At 74.4% G+C, this 22,598-nt stretch carries 19 protein-coding genes; 7 read left to right on the top strand and 12 right to left on the bottom strand.

Annotated elements, in window-relative coordinates; genetic code table 11:
* The first annotated feature begins 35 nt into the window (after positions 1-35).
* From hypE to ACH4B3_RS25505, 5 genes are all read left to right on the top strand, one after another.
* Complete coding sequence (gene hypE / locus ACH4B3_RS25525) at positions 36-1,025, top strand: hydrogenase expression/formation protein HypE (protein ID WP_398466480.1); 990 nt, start codon at positions 36-38, stop codon at positions 1,023-1,025.
* Positions 1,026-1,177: 152 nt separating this feature from the next.
* Positions 1,178-2,170, top strand: coding sequence for a TerC family protein (locus ACH4B3_RS25520; RefSeq protein ID WP_398466418.1), 993 nt, complete (start codon positions 1,178-1,180; stop codon positions 2,168-2,170).
* 132 nt (positions 2,171-2,302) lie between these two features.
* Positions 2,303-3,250: a RimK family alpha-L-glutamate ligase gene (locus tag ACH4B3_RS25515; RefSeq protein ID WP_398466416.1), complete on the top strand. Its 948-nt coding sequence runs from the start codon at positions 2,303-2,305 to the stop codon at positions 3,248-3,250.
* Positions 3,247-4,089, top strand: a complete 843-nt coding sequence (locus ACH4B3_RS25510) for a RimK family alpha-L-glutamate ligase (RefSeq protein ID WP_398466414.1) — start codon at positions 3,247-3,249, stop codon at positions 4,087-4,089. The genes ACH4B3_RS25515 and ACH4B3_RS25510 overlap by 4 nt, the downstream gene beginning before the upstream one ends.
* 392 nt (positions 4,090-4,481) lie before the next feature.
* Positions 4,482-4,982, top strand: coding sequence for a tetratricopeptide repeat protein (locus tag ACH4B3_RS25505; RefSeq protein WP_398466413.1), 501 nt, complete (start codon positions 4,482-4,484; stop codon positions 4,980-4,982).
* 35 nt (positions 4,983-5,017) lie between these two features.
* On the opposite strand, the gene ACH4B3_RS25500 is transcribed toward ACH4B3_RS25505, so the two are convergent.
* From ACH4B3_RS25500 to ACH4B3_RS25460, 9 genes are all read right to left on the bottom strand, one after another.
* The gene (locus tag ACH4B3_RS25500) at positions 5,018-5,968 is read right to left on the bottom strand and encodes a DUF4232 domain-containing protein (RefSeq protein WP_398466411.1); all 951 of its coding nucleotides are present in this window, start codon (positions 5,966-5,968) and stop codon (positions 5,018-5,020) included.
* Between the two features lie 210 nt (positions 5,969-6,178).
* Complete coding sequence (locus ACH4B3_RS25495; RefSeq protein ID WP_398466409.1) at positions 6,179-6,841, bottom strand: MSMEG_1061 family FMN-dependent PPOX-type flavoprotein; 663 nt, start codon at positions 6,839-6,841, stop codon at positions 6,179-6,181.
* Between the two features lie 91 nt (positions 6,842-6,932).
* Complete coding sequence (locus ACH4B3_RS25490) at positions 6,933-7,733, bottom strand: CAP domain-containing protein (protein WP_398466407.1); 801 nt, start codon at positions 7,731-7,733, stop codon at positions 6,933-6,935.
* Positions 7,734-8,396: 663 nt separating this feature from the next.
* On the bottom strand, positions 8,397-8,651 hold the full coding sequence (locus ACH4B3_RS25485; protein ID WP_398466405.1) for a WhiB family transcriptional regulator: 255 nt from the start codon (positions 8,649-8,651) through the stop codon (positions 8,397-8,399).
* Between the two features lie 346 nt (positions 8,652-8,997).
* On the bottom strand, positions 8,998-10,443 hold the full coding sequence (locus tag ACH4B3_RS25480) for a GH1 family beta-glucosidase (protein WP_398466403.1): 1,446 nt from the start codon (positions 10,441-10,443) through the stop codon (positions 8,998-9,000).
* Positions 10,444-10,506: 63 nt separating this feature from the next.
* A complete protein-coding gene (locus ACH4B3_RS25475; RefSeq protein WP_398466401.1) occupies positions 10,507-11,349 on the bottom strand; it encodes a carbohydrate ABC transporter permease in 843 nt (280 codons plus the stop codon).
* Between the two features lie 10 nt (positions 11,350-11,359).
* Positions 11,360-12,382 carry a carbohydrate ABC transporter permease gene (locus ACH4B3_RS25470; protein WP_398466399.1) on the bottom strand — a complete coding sequence of 341 codons (1,023 nt, stop codon included), beginning with the start codon at positions 12,380-12,382 and terminating at the stop codon, positions 11,360-11,362.
* A 5-nt stretch (positions 12,383-12,387) separates the two neighbouring features.
* Positions 12,388-13,722 (bottom strand): ABC transporter substrate-binding protein, encoded by a 1,335-nt coding sequence (locus tag ACH4B3_RS25465; protein ID WP_398466397.1) that lies wholly within the window; start codon positions 13,720-13,722, stop codon positions 12,388-12,390.
* 401 nt (positions 13,723-14,123) lie between these two features.
* The gene (locus ACH4B3_RS25460; RefSeq protein WP_398466395.1) at positions 14,124-15,011 is read right to left on the bottom strand and encodes an esterase/lipase family protein; all 888 of its coding nucleotides are present in this window, start codon (positions 15,009-15,011) and stop codon (positions 14,124-14,126) included.
* Positions 15,012-15,572: 561 nt separating this feature from the next.
* Between ACH4B3_RS25460 and ACH4B3_RS25455 the strand changes: the two genes are divergently transcribed.
* Entirely contained in the window at positions 15,573-16,193 is a 621-nt protein-coding gene (locus ACH4B3_RS25455; RefSeq protein ID WP_398466393.1) for a helix-turn-helix domain-containing protein, read from the top strand.
* Between the two features lie 99 nt (positions 16,194-16,292).
* On the opposite strand, the gene ACH4B3_RS25450 is transcribed toward ACH4B3_RS25455, so the two are convergent.
* The 3 genes from ACH4B3_RS25450 to ACH4B3_RS25440 all read right to left on the bottom strand — a co-directional run bounded on the left by ACH4B3_RS25450 (position 16,293) and on the right by ACH4B3_RS25440 (position 20,408).
* Positions 16,293-17,801 (bottom strand): carboxylesterase/lipase family protein, encoded by a 1,509-nt coding sequence (locus ACH4B3_RS25450; protein ID WP_398466391.1) that lies wholly within the window; start codon positions 17,799-17,801, stop codon positions 16,293-16,295.
* Positions 17,802-18,069: 268 nt separating this feature from the next.
* Positions 18,070-19,083 (bottom strand): hemolysin family protein, encoded by a 1,014-nt coding sequence (locus ACH4B3_RS25445; protein WP_398466389.1) that lies wholly within the window; start codon positions 19,081-19,083, stop codon positions 18,070-18,072.
* On the bottom strand, positions 19,080-20,408 hold the full coding sequence (locus ACH4B3_RS25440; protein WP_398466387.1) for a hemolysin family protein: 1,329 nt from the start codon (positions 20,406-20,408) through the stop codon (positions 19,080-19,082). The genes ACH4B3_RS25445 and ACH4B3_RS25440 overlap by 4 nt, the downstream gene beginning before the upstream one ends.
* Before the next feature lie 862 nt (positions 20,409-21,270).
* Here ACH4B3_RS25440 and ACH4B3_RS25435 point away from each other — a divergent pair.
* On the top strand, positions 21,271-22,416 hold the full coding sequence (locus ACH4B3_RS25435) for an alpha/beta hydrolase (protein ID WP_398466385.1): 1,146 nt from the start codon (positions 21,271-21,273) through the stop codon (positions 22,414-22,416).
* Positions 22,417-22,598 lie beyond the last annotated feature (182 nt).

Raw genomic sequence — 22,598 nt, 5'->3', positions numbered from 1 at the left:
GCCCGGCACCACTGCGGGACCACCCGGCGGTGGTGATGGGGCACGGCGGCGGTGGTGCGCTCTCCGCCGAACTCGTCGAGCACCTGTTCAGCCCGGCGTACGGCAATCCGACCCTGGCCGGGCTGGCGGACTCCGCGGTGCTGCCGCCGGCGGGCGGGCGGCTGGCGTTCTCCACCGACTCCTACGTGGTACGGCCGCTGTTCTTCCCCGGCGGCTGCATCGGGGACCTCGCGGTCAACGGCACGGTGAACGACCTGGCCATGAGCGGGGCCCGCCCGGAGTATCTGTCCTGCGCCTTCATCCTGGAGGAAGGCGTGCCGCTGACCGTGGTGGGGCGGGTCGCGGACGCGATCGGCGCCGCGGCCGCGGCGGCCGGCGTCACCGTGGTCACCGGCGACACCAAGGTGGTCGAGTCCGGGCACGGTGACGGCGTGTACCTGAACACCTCGGGCATCGGGCGGGTGCCCGAGGGCGTGGACATCCGGCCGCAGCGGGCCGCGCCGGGCGACGTGGTGATCGTGAGCGGGCCGATCGGGCTGCACGGCGTGGCGATCCTCAGCGTGCGGGAGGGGCTGGAGTTCGGGGCCGAGGTGCCGAGCGACACCGCGCCGCTGAACGGGCTGGTGGAGGCGATGCTGTCGGTCACCCGTGAGGTGCACGTGCTGCGCGACCCCACCCGGGGCGGACTCGCCGCCGCACTCAACGAGGTCGCGGCGGCGTCCGGCACCGGCGTCGCGCTGGACGAGCGCGGTGTGCCCGTCCCCGAGGCCGTCGCGGGGGCCTGCGGGTTCCTGGGCCTCGACCCGTTGTACGTGGCCAACGAGGGCCGGCTGGTGGCCTGGGTGCCACGGGCCGAGGCGGACGCGGTCCTCGCCGCGATGCGGGCGCACCCGGCCGGGGCGGGCGCCGCGGTCATCGGCGAGTGCGTGGCCGACCACCCCGGTCTGGTGGTGGCGCGCACGGCGATGGGCGGCACCCGGGTGGTCGACCTGCCGCTGGGCGAGCAACTGCCGCGCATCTGCTGACCGGGGGCCGCGCGGCCCCTGACGCCCGGGGCCGCGCGGCCTCCTGACGGCCGGTCCGTGCGGTGACCGGCCGGACGCGTACCGTTCGCGCGCCGCGGAGGTGTGCCGCAGACTGGGGGCAGTCACCGTCAGCCGCCTGTGAGGTCGGTTCCGTGCACGATGTGCCGCTTTGGCTCTGGTTGGTCTTCGCCGCCGCCGTGCTGGTCTCGCTCGCGGTGGATCTGCTGGCTCACCGGCAGGCGCACGTCATCGGGTTCCGCGAGGCGGCCGCGTGGAGCGGTGTCTGGGTGGGCCTGGCGGTGCTCTTCGGCGCCGTGGTCTTCGTGGTGGTCGGCGCGGACGCGGGTGTGGAGTACACCACGGCGTGGCTGCTGGAGAAGAGCCTGTCCGTCGACAACCTCTTCGTCTTCGCGCTGATCTTCGGGTACTTCCAGGTGCCTCGCGCGTACCAGCACCGGGTGCTCTTCCTCGGTGTCCTCGGCGCGCTGGTCTTCCGCGCGCTGTTCCTCGCCGCGGGCGTGGCCGTGGTGAACCGTTTCACCGCCGTCCTGTTCGTCTTCGCCGCGCTGCTCTTCTACAGCGCCTACAAGATCCTGCGCGAGGAGGACGACAGCTTCGATCCGCGGAACAGCCTCGCGGTCCGTATGCTCCGCAAGTTCGTGCCGGTGCGCGAGGAGTACGCCGGGACCAGGTTCTTCGTGCGGGAGGCGGGCCGGCTCGTCGCCACCCCGCTGCTCGCGGTCGTCGCCGCGATCGAGGCGGCGGACCTGGTCTTCGCGGTGGACAGCGTCCCGGCCGTGCTGGCGGTCAGCAGCGACACCTTCATCGTGTACTCCAGCAACGCCTTCGCCATCCTCGGGCTGCGGGCCCTGTACTTCATGCTGGCGGGGCTGCTGGACCGGTTCCACTACCTGAGCAAGGGCCTGGCCTTCATCCTCGCCTTCATCGGTCTGAAGCTGGTCCTGCAGGCCGCGCACAAGACGATCAGCACCAGCGTGCCGGAGATCCCCTCGCTCGTCAGCCTCGCCGTGATCGTCGTGGTCCTCGCCGTCTCCGTCGTGCTGAGCATCCTGCGTCCGCCGCCGGACTCCGGGGCCCATGGCGGTGCGCCGCCGGCTCCCGGCACGGCGCCGCCGGCCGGCTGAGGCGGCGGGGCCGGGGCCGTTCGGGCCGGGCCGCGGACCGGGAGCTCACCGCCTGGTGGATCATGACATGCTGTGACGTCATGACTCGCCGGATGAGGACGGCGGACGTCCGGTCGGTTACGGGGAAGGTCGATGAGGCTCTGCTTCCTGGTGGAGGAGCACTACCGCCATGACGGCATGCCGATCGAGGTGATCCGCCGGCTGACCTCCTGGGGGCATCAGGTGGACGTGCTGCGGCCGGGCGGTTCGCTGCTGCGCATGACCGAGGCGGTGCGGACCGGCGTGCATGACGCGTGGGTGCTCAAGACGGTCTCGGGCGGCCCGGGCCTGACCCTGCTGGAGGCCGCCGCCTCGGCCGGGGTGACGACGGTCAACGACGCCCGGTCGATACGCGGCGTGCGGGACAAGGCGCTGGCCGCGGCGATCGGCCGCAGCCGCGGTCTGCCGCTGCCGCCGACGTACGCGGCGGCGCGGCCCGAGTTGCTGGCGGAGATACCGGATTCGGAGTACCCGCTGGTGGTCAAGCCCGCCGACGGCAGCTCGGGCCGGGCCGTCCATCTGGTGCGGTCGCCGGACCGGCTCGCCGCGCTGGTTCCGGCCCTGGCCGGGGAGGGCATGCTCATCGCCCAGCCGTACGTCGCCAACTCGGGCGTCGACATCAAGGTGTACTGCGTCGGCGGCGAGTTCCACGCGACCGAGCGCCGCTCACCGCTCAGCCCGGACCACCCGGTCCGGGAGCGCCGGGTGCCGCTGACGGCGGAGGTCGCCGCGCTCGCCGCCCGGGTCGGAGCGGTCTACAGCCTCGATCTGTACGGGCTGGACGTGCTGCTCGGACCGGACGGGCCGGTGGTCGTGGACGTCAACGACTTCCCGAGTTTCCGCCAGGTCCCGGACGCGCCGGCCCGGGTGGCGCGGGCGGTGCTCCAGCTGGCCCGCGCCGGCGGGGTGTCCGGCGCGGGCGTGCTGCCCTTCACCCGGCCGGCTGAGCCGCACGGCACGGTCGGCGGGCTGCCGCCGGTGCCCCGGCCGCGGCCGGTCCCGGTCCCCGCCCCGCCCGCGGTGGCCGGGGAGACCGTATGAGGATCGGCCTGATCACCTCCGATCCCGGGCACCCGCTGCTGCACGCGGCCACCGCCCTGCTCTCCGCCGCACACCGGGTGGAGACGGTGGACCCGGCCACGGACCGGGCCGCCCCCGGGCCGCTCGCCGACGTCTACCTGCTGAAGGCGCGTACACCGGACGCCCTCCGCCTCGCCCGCGCGATCGAGCGGCGCGGCGCCCCGGTGGTGAACTCGGCGGCGGCGACGGCGCTGTGCCAGGACCGGACGGCGATGGCCGACCTCGCCGTCCGGGCCGGCCTGCCCTTCGCGGCCACCCGGACGTTCCCCGCGCTCGCCGACGTGGCGGCGGCCCCCCGGTCGGGGCCGGTGGTGGTCAAGAGCCGGCACAGCCGGCGGCACGACCTGGTGGCCCGCGTGGACGGCGACCCGCAGCTGCGGGGGCTGATGGCCCGCTGGTCGCGGGAGCCGGTGGTGGTCCAGGAGTTCACGCCGAACAGCGGCTGGGACCAGAAACTGTGGGCGGTCGGGGAACGCCTCTTCGCCGCCCGGCGCCGTTCCGAACTCTCGCCCGGCGGACGCGGCCGCACCGTGCCGCTCGACCTCGCCTCGCTGCCGACCGGCTGGCCCGCCCTGGTGCGCCGGGTCGGCGAGGTGTTCGGGCTGGACGTCTACGGGGTGGACATCGTCGTCACGGCCTGCGGCGACCCGCTGATCGTGGACATCAACGCCTTCCCCGGTGTCCGCGGCCAGGCCGGCGCACCGGAGGCACTGGCGGCGCTGGCGGTCGGTGCCGCCGGCCGGCCGCCCGGGGGCCCGGCGGGTGCGCCGCCGCACTCCCCCGCTCATGTCACGGAGTGAGGCCCCGCGGCGGGGCCGGTGAGTGGTCGGCGCCGGGCGGGCCCGGCCCACCCGGTCCCGGGGCACCGGGCCGGCGGAGCTCCGGGCCCCGCGGGCGCGCTCGGCGGGCTCTGGCGTCTCCGGCTACCGGCGGGCGCGGTCGAACCGGACGGAACCACCGTGGTTCTCGTCGTCGGTGCCCCGGATCCGCCGGCAGCCCCGGGGTGTCGCCCCACCCCGCCGCGCGGACCACGGCGAGCCGGGCGCGGTCGCCGGCCCCCTCAGCACCGTCGGCTGCCGGCGGGCCCGCCGCCGACCGCGGCCTTGCCCTCGCCCGCGGAACGGCGCCCGCCTCACCCCGGGCCACCCACCGGACGCCGGTCGCCACCTCCCACGCCTGCGACGATGTGCCCATGAGCGAACACGGAAGAGACGGCCTGCTGGCCGAAGCGGTGCGGATGCGGGAGGAAGGCCGGCTCGAGCAGGCCCGGGAACGGCTGCTGGCGCTGGCGTCCGCCCATCCCGAGGACGCCGAGGTGGCGTACCAGACCGCGTGGTCCCACGACGTGCTGGGCCTGGAGGCGGAGGCGGTGCCCTTCTACGAGCGCGCCCTCAGCGGTGCCGGGCTGTCCGAGGAGGACCGTCGCGGCGCGTTCCTCGGCCTGGGCAGCACCTACCGGATACTCGGCCGGTACCCGGACGCGGTGCGTACGCTGCGCACCGCGCTGGCGGAGTTCCCCGACGACGGGGGCCTGCGGACGTTCCTGGCGATGGCCCTGTACAACACCGGTGAGCACCACGAGGCCATGCGGCTCCTGCTGCGGCTCCTGGCCGCCGGCAGTGAGGACCCCGGTGTCCGGCGGTACCGGAGAGCCATCGAGCACTACGCGGAGGACCTCGACGCGACCGTCTGAGCCGCGTTCCGGCCCTGCGGGCGGCGGCCGGCCGGCTACCCGCCGGTTCCTCGGCCGGCCGCCGGCCCGGTCGTCTCGTCCTTCTTCCAGGGCCCGACGCCCAGCTTCCCGGTGGTGCCCAGGTCGAACTCCGGTGTCACCGTCACCGGGGCGGCGCCGGGCTTCGCCCACACCCTCGCGTAGGGGGCGTGCACGGGGTCACCGGCACCGGCTTCCACGGTGTTGCGCCAGACCATGACGGCATGGGCGCGTTCGCCGGGCTTCAGGGCCAGCGGCCGGGGCGGGCCGTCGGCTCCGGTGCCGGTGGCGATGGCGCTGCCGCCCCGGACCACCCGCACCGCCTTCACGGACTCGTGGTCCCCGTCCAGGAGTTCCAGGCGCGGGTAGCCGTCGAGGTGCTGGGTGCGCGTGCCGCAGTTCTCCAGCCGGAGGCTGACCGCGCGGAGTCCCATGGCGGCGTCGCCCTTGTCGGCGTACACCCGCACCCCCGAGGACGGGCAGGCGTCACGGCCGTTCGGAGCCTCGGCGGCGGAGACGCTCCGCACCTCGCCGATCCGCACCCGGGCGTCCGCGGGCAGCGCGCTCGTGGTGACGGTGCGCCGCACGGTCCGGCCGGGTCCGACCGACGGCACCGTCTGCTCCGTGCTCGCCAGCGCCTCGCCGGAGCCCGAGAGGAAGGTGAAGGTGATGGTGTAGGTGACGGGGACGCGCCCGTGGTTGGTCACCTCGTAGTCGGCGCAAGCCCCGGGGCCGCTCCGCATGCCGGTGACCCGGACGCCGTCCTTCTCCGGTTCCGCCGGGTCGCCGGGGAGGGCCGCCGCGGAGGACTGCCCGCCGCATGCGGCGGTGCCGGGGCGGCCGCCGGTGGTCACGGCGTCCCGCTCTGCCGCGCCGTTGCTCCTCGGTCCGTCCTGCTGCGTTCCGCACGCCGCGAGCAGCAGGGCGCCGGCGAGGGCGGCGGGGACTGCGGAAGGGAGGCTGCGCATGGGCCGAGTCGACCAGGTCCGGACCGCCTGGGCTGTGGCGGAAGCCACTGCTCCGGTAACAGCCCCGTCACAGGCCGGCGTCCGGCGCCGCTCGCGGCCCGCGCCGGATCCTTGCCCTCCGGACGGCGCGGCGGGCGACGCGCGGGGGTCGGCCCCCCGGGCCGCCGGCCGCCCGCCGCCGGGCCGCCGCGGGCCGGAGCGGCCCGGCGCTCACTCGTACCGGTACAGCAGCGACTCTCGCTCGTGCTGCCGCACCTGCTCCAGGGTGAGGTCGGCGATGCCCAGGTGGGAGAGGGTGATCTCGGCGGAACTGGGGGCGTCGTCCGCCGACAGCCACTGCTCGGGCTTCCACGCGCCGCCGCGCAGGAACGCCTTCGGGCAGTGCTGGTACGCCTCCTCCACCTCGACCACGATCGCGCTGCGCGGTGTCTTGCCGACCGGGGTCAGCTGCTCCAGCAGCCGCGGGTCGGCGGAGACACAGGCCCTGCCGTTCACCCGCAGGGTGGACTCACGGCCGGGGATCACGAAGATCAGGCCGGCCCGGCCGGTCTCCACGATGTTGTGCAAGCTGTCCAGGCGCTTGTTGCCGGTGGCATCGGGGATGGCGAGGGTGAACTCGTCCAGTACGGCGACGAATCCGGCCGGACCACCCCTCGGCGTCACATCGCAGCGGCCGTCGGCCCCCGCGCTGGCGACGAACACCAGCGAGGAGCGGCCGATGAACGCGCGGGCGACGTCATGGAGCCGGTCCACCTCCTTGCGCCGGGCCAACTCGCCCGGCTCCTCGTAGAGTTCGCGGAGGCGTGCGGTGTCCTGGACGGCGGTGGACTGCAGGGCGTCGAATATGCGGCCGGGCGGCGGAGTAGTCGTCACGTACCGGGAATCTAGTCGATCGCCCGTCCGCCACCCGGCACCGGCCGGGCGGCGCGGTCCCGGCCGGCACCGCGCCGCGGCCGGGCCGCCGTCAGCCGGCGGACGCGCCGAAGACCTGCGTCCAGTAGTTGCCGGGCTGCGCGAGGCCGACGCCGATCTCCTTGAACCCGCAGTTCAGGATGTTGCGCTTGTGTCCGTCGCTGGACATCCAGCCCGCCATCACCTGCTCCGGGGTGGCGTAGCCGTACGCGACGTTCTCGCCGTAGGTGCGCCAGGTGTAGCCGGCGCGGGTGATCCGGTCACCGGGCGAGGAGCCGTCGGACCCGGTGTGCGACATGTTGGAGTGGTCCGCCATGTCCTTGCTGTGCCCCTGAGCGGCCTTCGTCAGCAGGTCGTTCACCTTCACCGGAGCACACCCGACCTTGGCCCGCTCACTGTTGACCAGTTCCACGACGCGGGCCGTGGTGGCCGAGGAAGGGCCGGAGGGGGCCGGGGTGCTCGCGGTCGGCCTGACCGTCGGCTGCACGGTCGGCCGTGCGGTCGGCTCGGCCGTCGGCCGCGCGGTGGGCTTGGCGGTCGGCTTGGCCGTCGGCCTCGCGGTCGGCTTCCCGGTGGGCTTGGCCGTCGGGCGTGCGGTGGGCTTGCCGGTCGGCTTGGCCGTCGGCTTCCCGGACGGCCGGGCACCCGGCTCGGCGGCGTGCCTGGCATCGGCGGCCGAGCCGCTCGCCCGGTGGCCGTCGGAAGCGCTCCGGGCGTGGCTGCGGTCCTGCCCGCTCCCGCCGTCCCGCCAGTCCAGGCACGCCATCGCGGCGGTGGGAGCGCCCACGGCCGCCACGACCACGGCCGCGACGGTTATCTGCCGGCGATAGCTCTTCCTTCGGTGCTTGCTCATGCCTGACCTCATTCGGTGAGTTCGCGGTGCGCCCGGACGACCGGCTCCCGATTCCTTTGCGTCGGAGCCCTGCAATTCCGGGCCGGCCGTCATTTCAGTACGGCCGCGAACGAGGAGCAATGAGCATCGGCTACTAAGCGGCTTCGTAGCGACGGGGTCGCTTGCGCGGGACGCGGCGGCGTGCTGTCCCGCCGCGAAGCGGTCCGCGGCACCCCGGTGGGGTCGCCGAACGCCCTGGTGGGCAAGGGCGGCACGGTTCCGGGCAGCCGACCGGGCAGGCACCGGCTCCCGCCGGGAGAAACATGTCAGCACCAGAAGGGACAAATACCTTATGTCATCGCAGCGTGGCCTACTAACGCACCCGGCGAATACACCCGGCCCGCTGTGACAGATATCACCGGCGACAAGGGAAAGTATCGCGGTCCGCGCCGCGGACCTCGGCCGGTCACGACCGGTGCGTCCCTTTCCCGGGGAAATCACCGGACATTGTCGCCATGCCGCCGATGGCCCCCACGGGGAATGAACGGGTGGAATTCGGCACGGGCGCCGCGATTCGCGCCCACCGGCGGAGGGCTTCCCGCGGCGGGGCGGAGAACCCGCCGGAGGCCCGGGGCCCGTGGGAAGGACGGGGAGCCCCTCCGGCAGGCCGGGGCCGCCCGGCGGTCAGGCGGTCCGGGGCCTGCCCCGGCGGGCCCGCCGCCGGAGCGCCCGCCGTTCGTCCTCGCTGGTACCGCCCCACACACCGCTCTCCTGCCCGGACTCCAGGGCCCATCCCAGGCATGCGTCCCGGACCGGGCAGCCCCGGCAGATGGCCTTGGCGCTCTCCGTCTGCAGCAGCGCCGGTCCGCCGCTGCCGACCGGGAAGAACAGTTCGGGGTCCTCGTCCAGGCACGCCGCGCGGGCCCTCCAGTCAGCCATCATGGCCTCCCATCGATTCGATCGGTTCGGTGGTCCGGCCCCGCCCTCGCGCCGCGGCGGGCCGCGGCCGGACCTCGTGCGCCGAGCATCGGGCCCGCGTACTCCTCTGTCGCTTCGTCAGCCACCGGCCTGCGGAGGGACCTCACGCCGGGGCGCGGCCCCCTCTCCCCGCGGGGCGCGCGGTGGGCGGGCTCTTCTGCTCTGCCGACTCGCCTGCCCGACCCCGCCCGGGCCATGCCCGGAATTCGCCCGGTTCCGCCCTACGGCCCGGCGGGCCGCCGCCCACCCCTCGGCGGCGCCGCCCGGCCCGGCCGCCGTCATGCGCCCGGTACCGCGCGACGTCACCTCACGGGCGCCGGGCGCCGCCGGCCGGTCGCCCGGCGGCCGGCCCCTGCACCGCCGGAAGCACACCGGTCCGGGCCAGCCGCGCGTACCAGCGGGCACTGGACTTCGGGATCCGGGCCTGGGTCGCGTAGTCGACGTAGACCGCGCCGAACCGCTTGCTGTAGCCGTAGGACCATTCGAAGTTGTCCCACAGTGACCACAGGAAGTACCCCCGGAGGTCGACACCGTCGGCCAGGGCCCGGTGCGCCGCGGCCAGATGGGAGTGCAGGTAGGCGATCCGCTGCGGATCGTGCACGACCCCGTCCGCGTCCGGCTTGTCGTCGTAGGCGGCACCGTTCTCGGTGATGAGGAGGGGCACCCCGGGCGCCTCCCGGGAGTAGTGCCGGAGCAGCTCGTACAGGCCACCGGGGTCGACCGCCCAGCCCATCTCGGTACGGTCGCCCGGGGGCCGGTGGAAGACCACGTCCTCGGCCCCCGGCCACGGGGAGTGTTCGCTCGCCCCGTGGCCGTCGTGCCGCGGCCGCCGGTCGCCGGTGGCCGCGGAGACCAGCGACGGCGTGTAGTAGTTGATGCCGAGCGCGTCCAGCGGCTGCCGGATCGCGGCCAGGTCGCCGTCCCGCACGAAGGACCAGTCGGTGAGGGCCGCGGTGTCCCGGAGCAGGTCCTCCGGGTAGGCGCCGCGCAGCAGCGGACCGGAGAAGACGCGGTTGGCCAGGGCGTCGATCCGTCGCCGCGCCGCCAGGTCCCCGGGGTCCGCGGTGCGGGCCCGGACCACCGCCGGGTTGAGGCTGATCGCGATCCGGGCGCGGGCGGGCAGCACCGCGCGCAGCGCCTGGGCGGCCAGTCCGTGCGCCAGGTTGAGGTGGTGCGCGGCGCGCAGCGGCGCGACGCGGCCGGTCCTGCCGGGCGCGTGGACACCGGAGGCGTAGCCGAGGAAGGCGCTGCACCACGGCTCGTTGAGCGTGCTCCAGAAGTCCACCCGGTCGCCCAGGGCGTCGGCGACGATGCCCGCGTACTCGGCGAACCGTTCGGCGGTCTCCCGCTGCGGCCAGCCGCCCGCGTCCTCCAGTTCCTGCGGCAGGTCCCAGTGGTACAGGGTGAGCGCGGGCCGGATGTCGTGCGCCAGGAGTTCGTCGACCAGCGCCCGGTAGAAGTCGAGCCCGCGCTGGACGGCCGGGCCGCGGCCGGTGGGCTGCACCCGCGACCAGGAGACCGAGAAGCGGTAGGCGTTCAGCCCCAGACCGGCCATGAGCCGGATGTCGTCGCGGAACCGGTGGTAGTGGTCGATGGCGACGTCACCGGTGTCGCCGGCGAGCACCTTGCCCGGGGTGCGGCAGAAGGTGTCCCAGATGGAGGGGGTGCGGCCGTCCTCCTGGGTGGCGCCCTCGATCTGGTAGGCCGAGGAGGCCGCGCCCCAGAGGAAGCCGGGCGGGAAGGAAAGGGTCATGGAAGCGCTCCCATTCTCGGACGGACGGGCGGCCGGCTTGGTGGGGCCGGCCCTCCGCGGGGGTCAGCCCTTGACGGCGCCCTGCATGATGCCGCCGACGATCTGCTTGCCGAACAGGGTGAAGGCGATCAGCAGCGGAAGGGTGCCGAGCAGCGCACCGGCCATGATCACCGACTGGTCGGGGATGTAGCCGCGGCCCAGCCCGGTCAGTGCGACCTGTACGGTCGGGTTGCCGGCCTGGGTCAGGGCGATCATCGGCCAGAAGAAGTCGTTCCACGCCTGGACGAAGGTGAGCATGCCCAGGACGGCCATCGCGGGACGCGCGGCGGGGAAGACGACGTGCCAGATGATCCGGAGACTGCTCGCCCCGTCCGTCCGCGCCGCCTCGACCAGTTCCCCGGGCAGCGCCCGGGACAGGTACTGGCGCATGAAGAAGACGCCGAACGCGCAGACCAGCGAGGGCAGCACGACCGCCTGGAGCCGGTCGGTCCACTGCAGTTCGGCGACGGTCATGTACAGCGGCACCACGCCGAGCTGGGGCGGCACCATCATCGTCCCGATGGTGAGCACCAGCAGGGTGGTGCGGAACCGGAACCTGAGCTTGGCGAGGGCGAAGCCGGCGAGGGTGGCGAGCAGGACCGTCGCGGCGGCCGTGACGGAGGCCACGATGGTGGTGTTGACCAGCGCCTCCCCCATGTTGGCGTCGGTCCAGGCGGTCTCCACGTTGGTCAGCAGGTTCGAGCCGAACCAGAACGGTGGCGGCGTCTCGGCGAGCCGGGTGTTGTCGCGGGAGGCGGCGATCGCCGTCCAGACCAGGGGGAAGAGCGAGAAGGCGGTGAAGAGGGCGAGCACGGCATAGGTCAGCCGGCCGCCGTGCAGGTGCCGGCCGGCACGGGGTGCGGTCACGGGTTCTCCCTCACTGGCTCTTGCGCAGCCGACGGGCGATCGACCAGTTGACCGCGGCGATCAGCAGCAGGATCAGGAACATCGCCCAGGCGATGGCCGAGGCGCGGCCCAGGTGCAGATTGACCCAGCCCTGCTCGTACAGGTACAGGCCGAGCGTCTGGTACTGGTGGTCGGAGCCGCCGCTCGCGCCGGCGCCGGAGCCGAACAGCAGCGGCTCGCCGAAGAGCTGGGTCGCGCCGATCGTGGAGACGACGACCGTGAAGAGGATGGTCGGACGGAGCGACGGGATGGTGACGTGGCGGAACTGCTGCCAGCGGGTGGCCCCGTCCAGCGCCGCCGCCTCGTACAGGTCGCGGGGCACGGCCTGCATGGCGGCCAGGTAGATCAGCGCGTTGTACCCGGTCCACCGCCAGATGACGATGGTGGAGACCGCGAGCTGTGCCGACCAGTGACCGTTCTGCCAGTCCACCGCGTCCACGCCCGCCTGCCCCAGGGCCCAGTTCACCATGCCGTGGTCCCGGCCGAAGATCAGCGCGAAGACCAGGGTCGCGGCGGCGATGGAGGTGGCGTACGGGGTCAGGATCGCCACCCGCCAGAACATCGACGCGCGCAGCCGGTGGTTGAGCAGATGGGCGATGCCCAGCGCCATGGCCAGCTGCGGCACGGTGGAGAGCACACCGATGGTGAAGGTGTTCCGCAGCGCGTTCCAGAAGAACTCGTCGTCCCACAGCCGGGTGTAGTTGCGCAGCCCCACCCATTCCATGTGCGCGGGGTCGGTCAGCTCCACCCGGTGCAGCGACGCCCAGCCGGTGTAGAGGAGCGGGAACAGGCCGAAGGCGAGGAAGAACAGGAGGAAGGGGGAGACGCAGAGGTACGGGCTCCACCGCAGGTCCCGGCGGTAGCGGCGGCTGCGCCGGGCGCGGCGGCGGAGCTCGGCGGCGTCCGGGGCGGCCCGCTTCGTCCCGGCCGTGCCGGGCGGGGTCGCGCCCCCCGGTGCCTCGGGGGGCGCGGTGGTGCCGGTGCGGTAGCCCATCCCGGTCACTGGTCCAGCGCGTTGTCGATCGTCCGGGTCGCGGCCCGCCAGCCGTCCTCGGGGGACTTGCCCTGCTGATCCACCTGGAGGACGCCGATGTCCACGATGTTCTGGTCGATGACGAGGTCCTTGGGCCCGAGGATCTGTGCCGGGACCCCGCGCGCCGCGGCGGCGAAGATCTTCCCGGTGGGCGCGTCCCCGAAGTAGGGGTGCCGGGCGTCTGCCACCTGCGGCAGCGCGTACGCGCTCCGGGCGCTGGGGAAACTGGCCTGCCGGGCGAAGAGCTTGGCTTGCTGCTCCGGCGCGGTCAGCCAGGCGGCGAGCTTGGCGGCCTCCTCCTTGTGCCGGGAGGCGGCGGGCACGGTGAGGAAGGAGCCGCCCCAGTTGCCGGGCTTGGGCGAGGCAGCCACGTCCCACTGGTCCGCGGACCGGGGGCCGGCCTTCTCCTTGATGTAGCCGAGCATCCACGGTGGGCAGGAGACGGTGGCGAACCTGCCGTTCGCGTACGCCTGGTCCCAGTCCTTCTGGAACTGCTGGAGCCGGGCGGTCAGCTTGCCGGTGGCCGCGTCCATCGCGTGGCCCCACGCCTCCCGCACGGCGGGGCTGTCCTTGTAGACGACCCTGCCGTTCTCGTCGTAGTAGCGCTTGGGGCTGCCGGCGACCACGGCCTTGTAGACGCCGCCGGCCGAGTCGACGAAGGCGGTGCCGTCCGGTGCCTTCCGCTGGTACTTCCGTCCGGTCTGGAGGTACTTGCCCCAGTCGCCCGCCCACAGCTTCCCGACCTCCTCCCGGTCGGTGGGGAGGCCCGCCTCGCGGAACAGGTCCTTGCGGTAGCAGATGGCCATCGGGCCGATGTCGGTGCCGAGTCCGACGGTCCGGCCGTCCTCGGTGGTGGCCTGCTGCCACTTCCAGGGGATGAAGTCCTCCTTCCTCACCCCCGCGGTCTTCGACAGGTCGACGAGCCGGTCCGCCTGGGTGGCGGTGATCTCGGCGATGTTGGCGACCTCCACCGCCTGGATGTCGGCCAGTCCGCTCCCGGTGGCCAGGTGGGTCAGCAGCTGGGGGTAGTAGTTCTCGTTCCGCTCGATCGACGTCTCCTTGATGGCGATGTCGGGGTTGAGTTCCATGTACTCGTCGTAGAGGCCGGCCTGGCGGTAACCGAAGACGCCGAAGACGCCGACGGTGAGGGTGGTCCGGCCCTCGGTGCCGGTGCCGCCGGAACCGCTCGACGAGTCGCCCCTGCCGTCGTCGGCACAGCCGGCGAGCAGGCCGGCGCCGAGGGCGCAGGCGGCCGCGAGGGCCGCCGCCCGGCGCCGGAACGAGCCAGATCTGCTGCGCATTACGTCCTCCTTGGGCGCATGCATTCCAGTAACTGGCATATCGCAACATGTATGGGGGTTCATACCCGCATCGACTCGACCGGGATGCGTGCGGGTCGTGTAAGCGTTGCTCGCCCTGATCCGCACCCGAGGAACGGCAGCGCTGCGCCGACCGGGTCTCCGCGCGCCGCGTCGACGGCGTCCTGGCGGTCTCGGGGCACGCCGACGATCCGCCGCGGACCTGCCGGAACGGATCGGGATACCGGCCGCGCCGGGCGGCCGGCGGGCCGGCCGGAACGCGCGGGGGACGGGGGCCGATGGCCCCGCCCGACGCGCCGTCAGGCGGGGTCGTGCGTCACCGATCCGGCCCGATCACCGGCCGGGACCGGTGGCCCGGCGGAGCACGCGCCGGGCCGGTGGCGTCAGCAGACGGGGCGCCGGGCCCGCTCGGGGTCGAGCGCGTTCAGCACCAGCCGGGTGGCCGTTGCGTTGTAGCCCAGGTCGTTGTGTCCGGCGTCCTCGAAGGGGCAGAAGTCCTGGAGCCGGTGATTGGTCACGTTCCCCGCCGGGGCCAGGAAGGCCGAGACATAGGGGGTGACCACCTGGTCCCTGGTCGTGGCGATGACCGTGTACCTGACGTCCGGGTGGGTCTCCCCGCCTCCGTTGAGCGTCTGGAGGAAGTCCGATCCGGCCATCTGCTCACGGCACGAGGCGCAGGCGGCGCCGGTGAGCAGGTCGGAGACCGGGTTGGACAGGTGGGTCATACCGCTGAAGGTGGTGCCGTGGTTGGGTGGGGACAGGGCCACCAACCGGTGGGCCTTGCCGGCGCCGCCGAGGCTCTTGAGGTAGTGGCGGGCCAGCAGTCCGCCCTGCGAGTGCCCGACCAGGTCGACCCTGGCCGCGCCGGTCTCCGCGGTCACCTTGTCGACGAAGGCGCCGAGGGTCCGCGCGGAGGTGTTCATGCTGGCGGTTCCCTGCACCGGAGCGCCCGCCAGGCCGCCGTAGTTGAGGGCGTAGACGCAGTAGCCGGCCTCCTTGAGCCGGGGGGCCAGTCCGGCCCAGGCGGCGTACCGGTTCTCGATGGTGCCGTGCACCAGGATCACCGGCTCGGGGTGGGCCGCGTCCGGTCGGCAGGACCAGTCGTTCGCGCCGGAGGGCAGCGCGGTGGGGTGGGCGATGCCGTAGGCCATCGCCGAGTCGAAGTCGTCCTGGCGCGGGCCCTGCGGTTCCCCGGACGCCGAGGCGTGGTCGCCCATGATGCCGATCGCGCCCAGACTCACCACGGCGGTGAGCCCCGCGACCGACGCCACCAGCCGTCCGCGCCAGGTACGGGCCCGGTGCCTGGCACCCCTCCGGCGTGCGGACGCCGCCCCCTCGCCACTCCCGGGCCCGGTGTGCTCCGGCGCGGAAATTCCCGGCGCGCCGATTCCGGAGATCGCGCTCTCGGTCGGATCGTCGTTGCGCAAAACGTTGCCACCTTTCGGTTTCCGATGCGGAAGCCACAAACTCGCGGGGTGGCGGCGGAAAACTCCATACGCGCCGGACAACGACCGGAAAAGATGTCACGGGTATGACAGGTCACCGGGCGCACCGCTCATCGGAATGAGTGTGCGGGGAGCGGCCGCACGGCCCACCGGCGACGGATGCGGCCTCTCCATCGGCCGGACGAACCACTCTCGAACCGCACCGAAGGGACCCTTCGCGGGCGATGGGCCGGGCGGCCCCGGGCCCCCGGCCGACCGGAGGACGGGCACCCGGAGAGGGACACGTCACAGGTGCGGCTGCTGGCATGTGCCGACGGCCCGGCATTAGCCTCCGGTAATCGCTCGCACCCGGCGACTTCCCCTCCGTCGTCCACGAAAGGGGCTGAGATGCGGACGACCTTCTCCCGTCTCCCCTGGCGTGAGCTGCCCCCGGTATTCGCCGAGATACTGCGCCCGCGAATCGAGGAGATCGGGTCGGCCATGGTGCAGGCCATCCGCCGCGAAGTGCCCGCGTACCACCGTCCGCTCGATTCGCCCACCGGCCGCGATCTGGTCACTTCGGTGCACCGCGCCATGCACCAGTTCGCCGAACTCACCGAGGACCCCGACGGCTCCCAGCGGCACTACGAGCACTTCTTCCAGCGGCTCGGCCGACGGGAGTTCCTCAACGGGCGCACCACGGACGGACTGCAGGCCGCCTGTCGCGTCGGCGCCCGGGGTGCGCACATCGGCCGGCTGATGGCCGAGCGCACCCTGGCGCCGCTGCGTGAGCTGCCCTCGGGCAAGGCGGCACGGCTCGCCGAGACCCTCGACGCGCTGCTGACGTCCTGGGGCCGTACGGCTCCCGAAGTCGCGGACGCGCTGCGCATCCATCCGCAGACCGCCCGCAACCGGCTGCGGCGGCTGGACGAACTCTTCGGCGACCGGCTGGCCGACCCGTCGTTCCGGATCGAGGCGCTGCTCGCGCTGCGCACCCGGGCGATGCGTCCGCCGGGCCCGGCCGAGTGACCCGGCGGGCGGCCCGGACGTGACCGCCGGCCGAAGAGGGCGCACGGCCCGGCCGGTGGCGCGCCGCGGCACGTCCGGCGCCGGCCGGGGCCCGCGCGGTCAGGGCCGCGAGGGCGGGTACGCGTAGCCGCGCCACAGCTCCCGGCGGCTCCGGTGGGACGTCTCCGCCAGCACCGGGTCGCCCTCGGCCGTCCAGGTGTGGACCGGGCCGTCCGGCGGTGCCAGGGGCTGCCAGCCGGGGCCCGTCCCGGCGGCGAAGGAGGCCCAGGCGGCCGTCATCCGGCGGGCGAGGCGGTGGTCGGCCGGGCTGGGCGGGCCACCGACGAGGAACTGCACCGCGGGGTCGGCGAGGGTGCCGAAGGCGAAGGGTATGTCGGCGCAGTGCCAGGCGTGCACCTCGCCGTCCGGCCCGGTGCGCTGTCTGGCGAAGCGGGACCGGAAGGTGCGGCCCCCGGCCGCGGCGTGCGCGTCGGCCAGGCGGTCGCCGTACTCGGCGAACTTCAGGTCGCCGAAGACGGAGAGGTAGACGTCGAGTACGGGTGCGTGCGGCATCAGGGCGCGGTAGCCGGCCACCAGGTCCGCGGGGAGCCCGAAGTCCTCGGCGAACCGCGCCAGCCGCGCCCCGGTGGTGACCTTCGCGCTGCTGCCGACGGCGTCCAGCAGCCAGTACTCGTGGGTGGTGTGGCACACCAGCAGCTCCACCTCGCGCCCGGCGCCGGCGGCGATCCCGGCCAGCGGGTCGGTGGGCAGGACGTCGCCGTCGACGACCGGCCCGTAGATGACCGGGTCGTAGTGGCGGGCCCCGGACTCCGGGTCGCGCCGGTAGTCGTCGACGACCGCGTCGGAGGCGGCCACCAGCGTCCGGGGGGACGCGGCGGCCAGGGCCGTGGCGGTGGCGGGGAGGCCGGCCGCGGCGGCGACCCTCCGGGTGGTCTCCGCCGCGAGTTCCTCGGAGTAGCAGGGGCTGGCCGGGCTGTGGACGATGGCCCGGTGGAACAGGCCCCGGGCCCGCTCCGTCACCATCAGGCAGGCGATCGAGGCGGCTCCCGAGGACTGCCCGGCCACGGTGACGTTGCCGGGGTCCCCGCCGAAGGCGGCGATGTTCCCGCGCACCCACCGCAGTGCGGCGATCTGGTCGAGCAGCCCCCGGTTCTGCGGGTACCGCGTCCCGTCGCCGGGGGGCACGCTGCCGAACCCCTCGAAACCCAGCCGGTAGTTCAGGGTGACCACGACCAGCCCGGCGCGGGCCAGTGCGGTGCCGTCGAAGTCGGGTTGCGCGGAGGACCCGAAGGTGTAGGCGCCGCCGTGGATCCAGACCAGCACCGGGAGCCGGTCGCCGGGCTCCGCCGGGGTCCAGACGTTGACGGTGAGGACGTCCTCCTCGCCGGGCGACCAGGAGGGGGCGCCCGGCAGGCACGCCGACTGCGGGGCGACGGGGCCGAAGCGGGTGCCGTCCCGGACCCCCGTCCAGGGCCGGGCGGGGCGGGGCGCGCGGAACCGGTCGGCACCGAACGGCGGGGCGGCGTAGGGGATGCCGAGTACCGCCGCCACGTCGGGGACCGGCCGGCGGCCCCGTACCAGTCCGTCCCTCGTCCGGAAGGTGTCCACCGGGTTTCCTCTCTGGGGTGTCACGTTGATCGCCGCGCCCGGCCGGTGACCTGCACCGGCCGGGCGCGGGCTCCAGCCTCGCAGCCGGCGGAGCGGTGGCGCCAACAGCGGAATCGGCCCGATTGACGCGTCTGGGTTGTCAATCCGCCGCGGCGAGCCGCCCGGGGGCGGGTGCGCGGGGCCGGGCGGCGTCCCGGCCGGTGCGCCGCCTACCGCCCCGGGGCGGGGAGCGGCGGGAGACCCCCCGCCGGCCCCGCGCCGGCGAGCGTCAGGAGGTGGGGCCGACGAGCTCGGAGAGCACGTCCTCCATGGTGACGAAGCCCAGCACGGTGCCCTTGTCCCCGGTGACGGCCGCCAGGTGGGTGCCGTCGGCGCGCATCGCGGTGAGGGTGTCGTCGAGCGGTGTGTCGATCCGCACCCGGGTCACCGTGTGCAGCGCGGTGCGCGGGAAGGGGGCGTGGCGTTCGGTGACGCCCAGGGTGTCCTTGATGTGCAGGTAGCCGAGGACGGCGCGGCCGGGGCCGATGACCGGCAGGCGGGAGTAGCCCGCCGCGATGGCGGCGCGCTCCAGCCGGGCCGGGGTGACGGTGTGGTCGACGGTGACCATCTCCTCCAGCGGGACGAGGATCTCGCCGACCGGCCGCCGGCCCAGGTCCAGCGCGTCCCGCAGACGTTCACCGTCGGCCGGGTCCAGCAGGCCGGCCTGGCTGGAGTCGGTGACCAGCCGGGCGAGTTCGTCGTCGGTGAAGACGGACCCGACCTCGTCCTTCGGCTCGACCCTGAGCAGGCGCAGCAGGGCGTTGGCGAAGGCGTTGATGCCGAAGACGACCGGCTTGAGGGCCCGGGTGAGGGCCACCAGCAGGGGGCCGAGCAGCAGCGCCGTGGGCACCGGCGCGGCCAGCGCGATGTTCTTGGGCACCATCTCGCCGATGAGCATGTGCAGGTAGGTGGCGAGGCTCAGGGCGATGACGAAGCTGATCGGGTGGACCAGGGCGTGCGGTACGTGGACCGCGTCGAAGGCAGGTTCGAGGAGGTGGGCGATGGCCGGTTCGGCGACCGCGCCGAGCACCAGCGAGGAGACGGTGATGCCGAGCTGGGCGGTGGCCATCAGGGCGGACAGGTGCTCGACGCCCCACAGGGTGATCCGGGCGCGCTTGTCGCCCGCGCGGGCGGCGGGTTCGATCTGGCTGCGGCGCACCGAGATCAGTGCGAACTCGCCGCCGACGAAGAAGGCGTTGGTGACCAGGGTCAGGGCGCCGATGAGGAGCTGCACGGTGGTCATCGGGAGCTCTCCTGCGCGGCCGGGACCTGGGGGGCGGTGAGGGTGACGCGGTCGGCGCGGTGGTGGTCGACGTCGAGGACGGTGAGTTCCCAGCCGTCGACGTGGACCGTGTCACCCTCGACCGGGATGCGGGCCAGCCGGGTGGCGATCAGGCCGGCCAGGGTCTCGTACGGGCCCTCCGGAGCGGCCAGGCCGACCTCGGTGAGCTGGTCGAGGCGGACCCCGCCGTCCGCTTCCCAGCAGGCCCGGCCGTCGTCGGTGAGGGGTGCCGGGACCAGGTCGGGGACTTCGACGGGGTCGTGTTCGTCGCGGACCTCGCCGACCACCTCCTCGACGATGTCCTCGACGGTGGCCAGCCCGGCCGTGCCGCCGTATTCGTCGATGACCACGGCCATCGCGCGGTGGGCGCGCAGGCGCCGCAGCAGGGTGTCCACCGGCAGCGTGTCGGGCACCAGCAGCGGTGGGGTGATCAGATCGGTGACCGGGGTGGCGGAGCGCTTGGCGCCGTCCAGGGCGAGGACGTCGCGGATGTGCACGGTGCCGATGACCTCGTCCAGGCTGTCGCGGTAGACCGGAAAGCGGGACAGTCCGGTGGCGTGGGTGAGCGCCGCGGCGTCCGCGGCGGTGGCCCGGGCCTCCAGCGCCCGCACGTCCACGCGGGGGGTCATGACGTTCTCCGCGGTCAGCTCACCCAGGTGCAGGGTGCGCACGAACAGCTCGGCCGAGTCGGCCTCGATGGCGCCCTCGCGCGCCGAGTGCCGGACGAGCGCGACCAGTTCCTCGGGGGTGCGCGCACCGGCCAGCTCCTCGGCCGGCTCCAGCCCGCAGCGGCGCACGAACCGGTTGGCGGTGTCGTTCAGATGCCGGATGAACGGGCTGAACGCGGCCGTGAAGCCGCGCTGCGGGCCGGCCACGACCTTCGCCACCGCCAGCGGGCGGGAGATCGCCCAGTTCTTCGGCACCAGTTCGCCCACCACCATCAGCACCACGGTGGAGACCGCCACCCCGAGCACGGTCGCGGCCGTCGGGGCCGCGCCGCCGAGACCGGTCGCCTCCAGCGGGCCGGTCAGCAGCACCGCCAGCGACGGCTCGGCGAGCATGCCGATCACCAGGGAGGTGACCGTGATGCCCAGCTGGGCGCCGGAGAGCTGGAAGGTGAGCCGCCGGACGGCCTTCAGGGCCCCGTCGGCCCCCCGCTCACCGGCTTCGGCGGCGCGTTCCAGCTCGCCGCGCTCGACGGTGGTGAGGGAGAACTCGGCGGCCACGAACACCGCACAGGCCAGGGTGAGGGCCAGGGCGAGCAGGAGCAGCAGGATCTCGGTCACCGTGCCACCCCCGTCCGGTCGGGTACCGCCTGGCGGGACATGGCACGGCTGCTACTGGGAGGTTCACCCATGGCGGGCCTGCTGCTCCTTCGTCACTCGGGGACCGGTATCGGTCCGCACATCGTCCCCACAACATCCGGGGAGGGGAGATCTTCCCGAACCTATCGTAAAGAGATAGTAAAACCCCACGTCGGCGGGGTCCCGCCGGTCACCCGGGGTGGTGCTTTCGGACGTTCCCCGGGGCGGCGCGACGCGGGCGCCGCGTGGCGCCGCACCCCGCGCTTTCCCGTGCGTGCGGAAGAAGGGGGGCGCCCCCGTCGTCCGCTGTGCCCGTCTGCCCGCCCACCCGGACGTCCACGCCCGGCACGGGGACGCGGCACCGCGCGCGGCGGTCCGCGCCGACCACGTGCCGGGCCGGGTGCACGGCTGGGCGCTCAGCCCGGGTGCTCGGCCCGGGTGCTGGGTGCTCGGTTGGCTGCTCGGCCCGGGTGCTCGGTTGGGTGCGCGGTTGGCTGCCGGCCGGGCGCCGGCCGTATGCCGGGCCGGGTGCTCGGCCGGCACCCGGCCGTAGACGGCCGGGTGCCGCCCCGGTGCCGGGCCGGGCGCCGGGCCGGTCGACGCGCCTCGGTCCCGGGGGCGGTTCCCCTCCGCGGCGGGTGACGGCCGCCGGCTCCGGAGCGCGCCCGCCCGACGCCGAGCGAGGGCCGCGGACCCGGCTCGGCAGCCGCCGCCCCCGGGCCACGGCTCCTCCCGCACTCCCGCGTCCCCGCGCATCACTCCGGGGCCGGGGCGAGGCTCCATCCGGCTCAATTCCGGGGCCTTCCGGATGCCGGACCCGCGACCGCCCGGCCACGCTGACGCCATGACCCCGAGCACCCGCACCCGTCTGGGCTCCTTCGCTGCGGCGCTGGCCCTCGCGTCCGCCCTGGGCCTGCTGCCCGCGGCGGCAGCGCCCGCCCCCGCCACCACCCCCGCCACGGCCACCACCGCCACCACGGGCTCCACCGCCACCACGGCCACCACGGACGGCCCCGGTCCGACGGACCGCCCGGCCGGCCGCTCCGGGCCCGCCGCCCGGGTCGTCGGGGAGAAGTGGACCGGCCCCCGGCAGCTCGATCTGACCATCCGTTCACCGGCCCTCGCCGGCACCGGCACGGTGCGGCTGCTCACCCCGGACGGATGGCGCACGCGGCGCCCCGGCGACCGCTGGCCGGTGCTCTACCTGCTGCCCGACGGTGAGGGCGACCACCGCGGCTACACCCGCGACTACCGCATCGAGACATGGCCCGAGCTGCGCAGGACGCTCGTCGTCATCCCCCAGATGCCGTTCTACGGCTTCTACAGCGACTGGTGGAACGGGGGCGCGGGCGGCCCCCCGGCCGTGGAGACCTTCCACCTCGACGAGGTGCGGACCATCCTGGAGCACCGGTACGGCGCCGGCCCGCGGCGGGCGGTCGCCGGCCAGTCCCAGGGCGGGTACGGAGCGGTGAAGTACGCGGCGCGCCGGCCCGGCATGTTCCGCGCCGCCGCCAGTTTCGGCGGCTTCCTCCATCCCCTCCAGTACCCCGAGGCGGTCAGCGGCGGCGCGGAGTACCTCAGCGTGGACTGGCGGAGGATCTGGGGCGACCCGGTCCGGCAGCGCCACGTCTGGCAGCAGAACGACCCCTACTACCTCGCCGAACGGCTCCGCGGCACCCGGGTGCACATCGCCGCCGGGGACGGCACCCCGGGCGCCCTGGACCCGCCGGGCACCGAGCCGGACCCCCCGATCCCCGGACTGGCGGACCTCGCCCCGCTCTACCCGGACGAGGTGATCTCGCTGACCGAGGCCGTGATGGGGGACGAGTCTCGCACCGTGGCCCGCCGCCTCCGGACAGCCGGTGTCCGGGTCACCACCCACTTCTACCGGGGTACGCACAGCCCCCCGTACTGGGAGCGTGAACTGCGCCGGACGCTGCCGATGCTGCTGGACTCCCTCCACCGGCCGGCCGGGCCGCGCCGCCCGTGACCGGGTGCCGTGCTTCGGGGCGCCGCTCCGCCCCGGTGTGTCCGGCGGCCGCCGGGACGCACCGGCGGGCCCGCCCGGTGCACGGGTCGGCGGCCCGCGCCGGACCGGGCCCGCGGAGCGTGCCGGAGAGCCGGGGGTCCGACGGCGGCGCACCGGCCCCGGGCGGCGCTCCGGCGGCGCTC

Source organism: Streptomyces sp. NPDC018031, assembly GCF_044327625.1.
GTDB lineage: Bacteria > Actinomycetota > Actinomycetes > Streptomycetales > Streptomycetaceae > Streptomyces.
The sequence above is the reverse complement of the archived record's forward strand: the minus strand, read 5'-3'. Positions and strand labels throughout refer to the sequence as shown.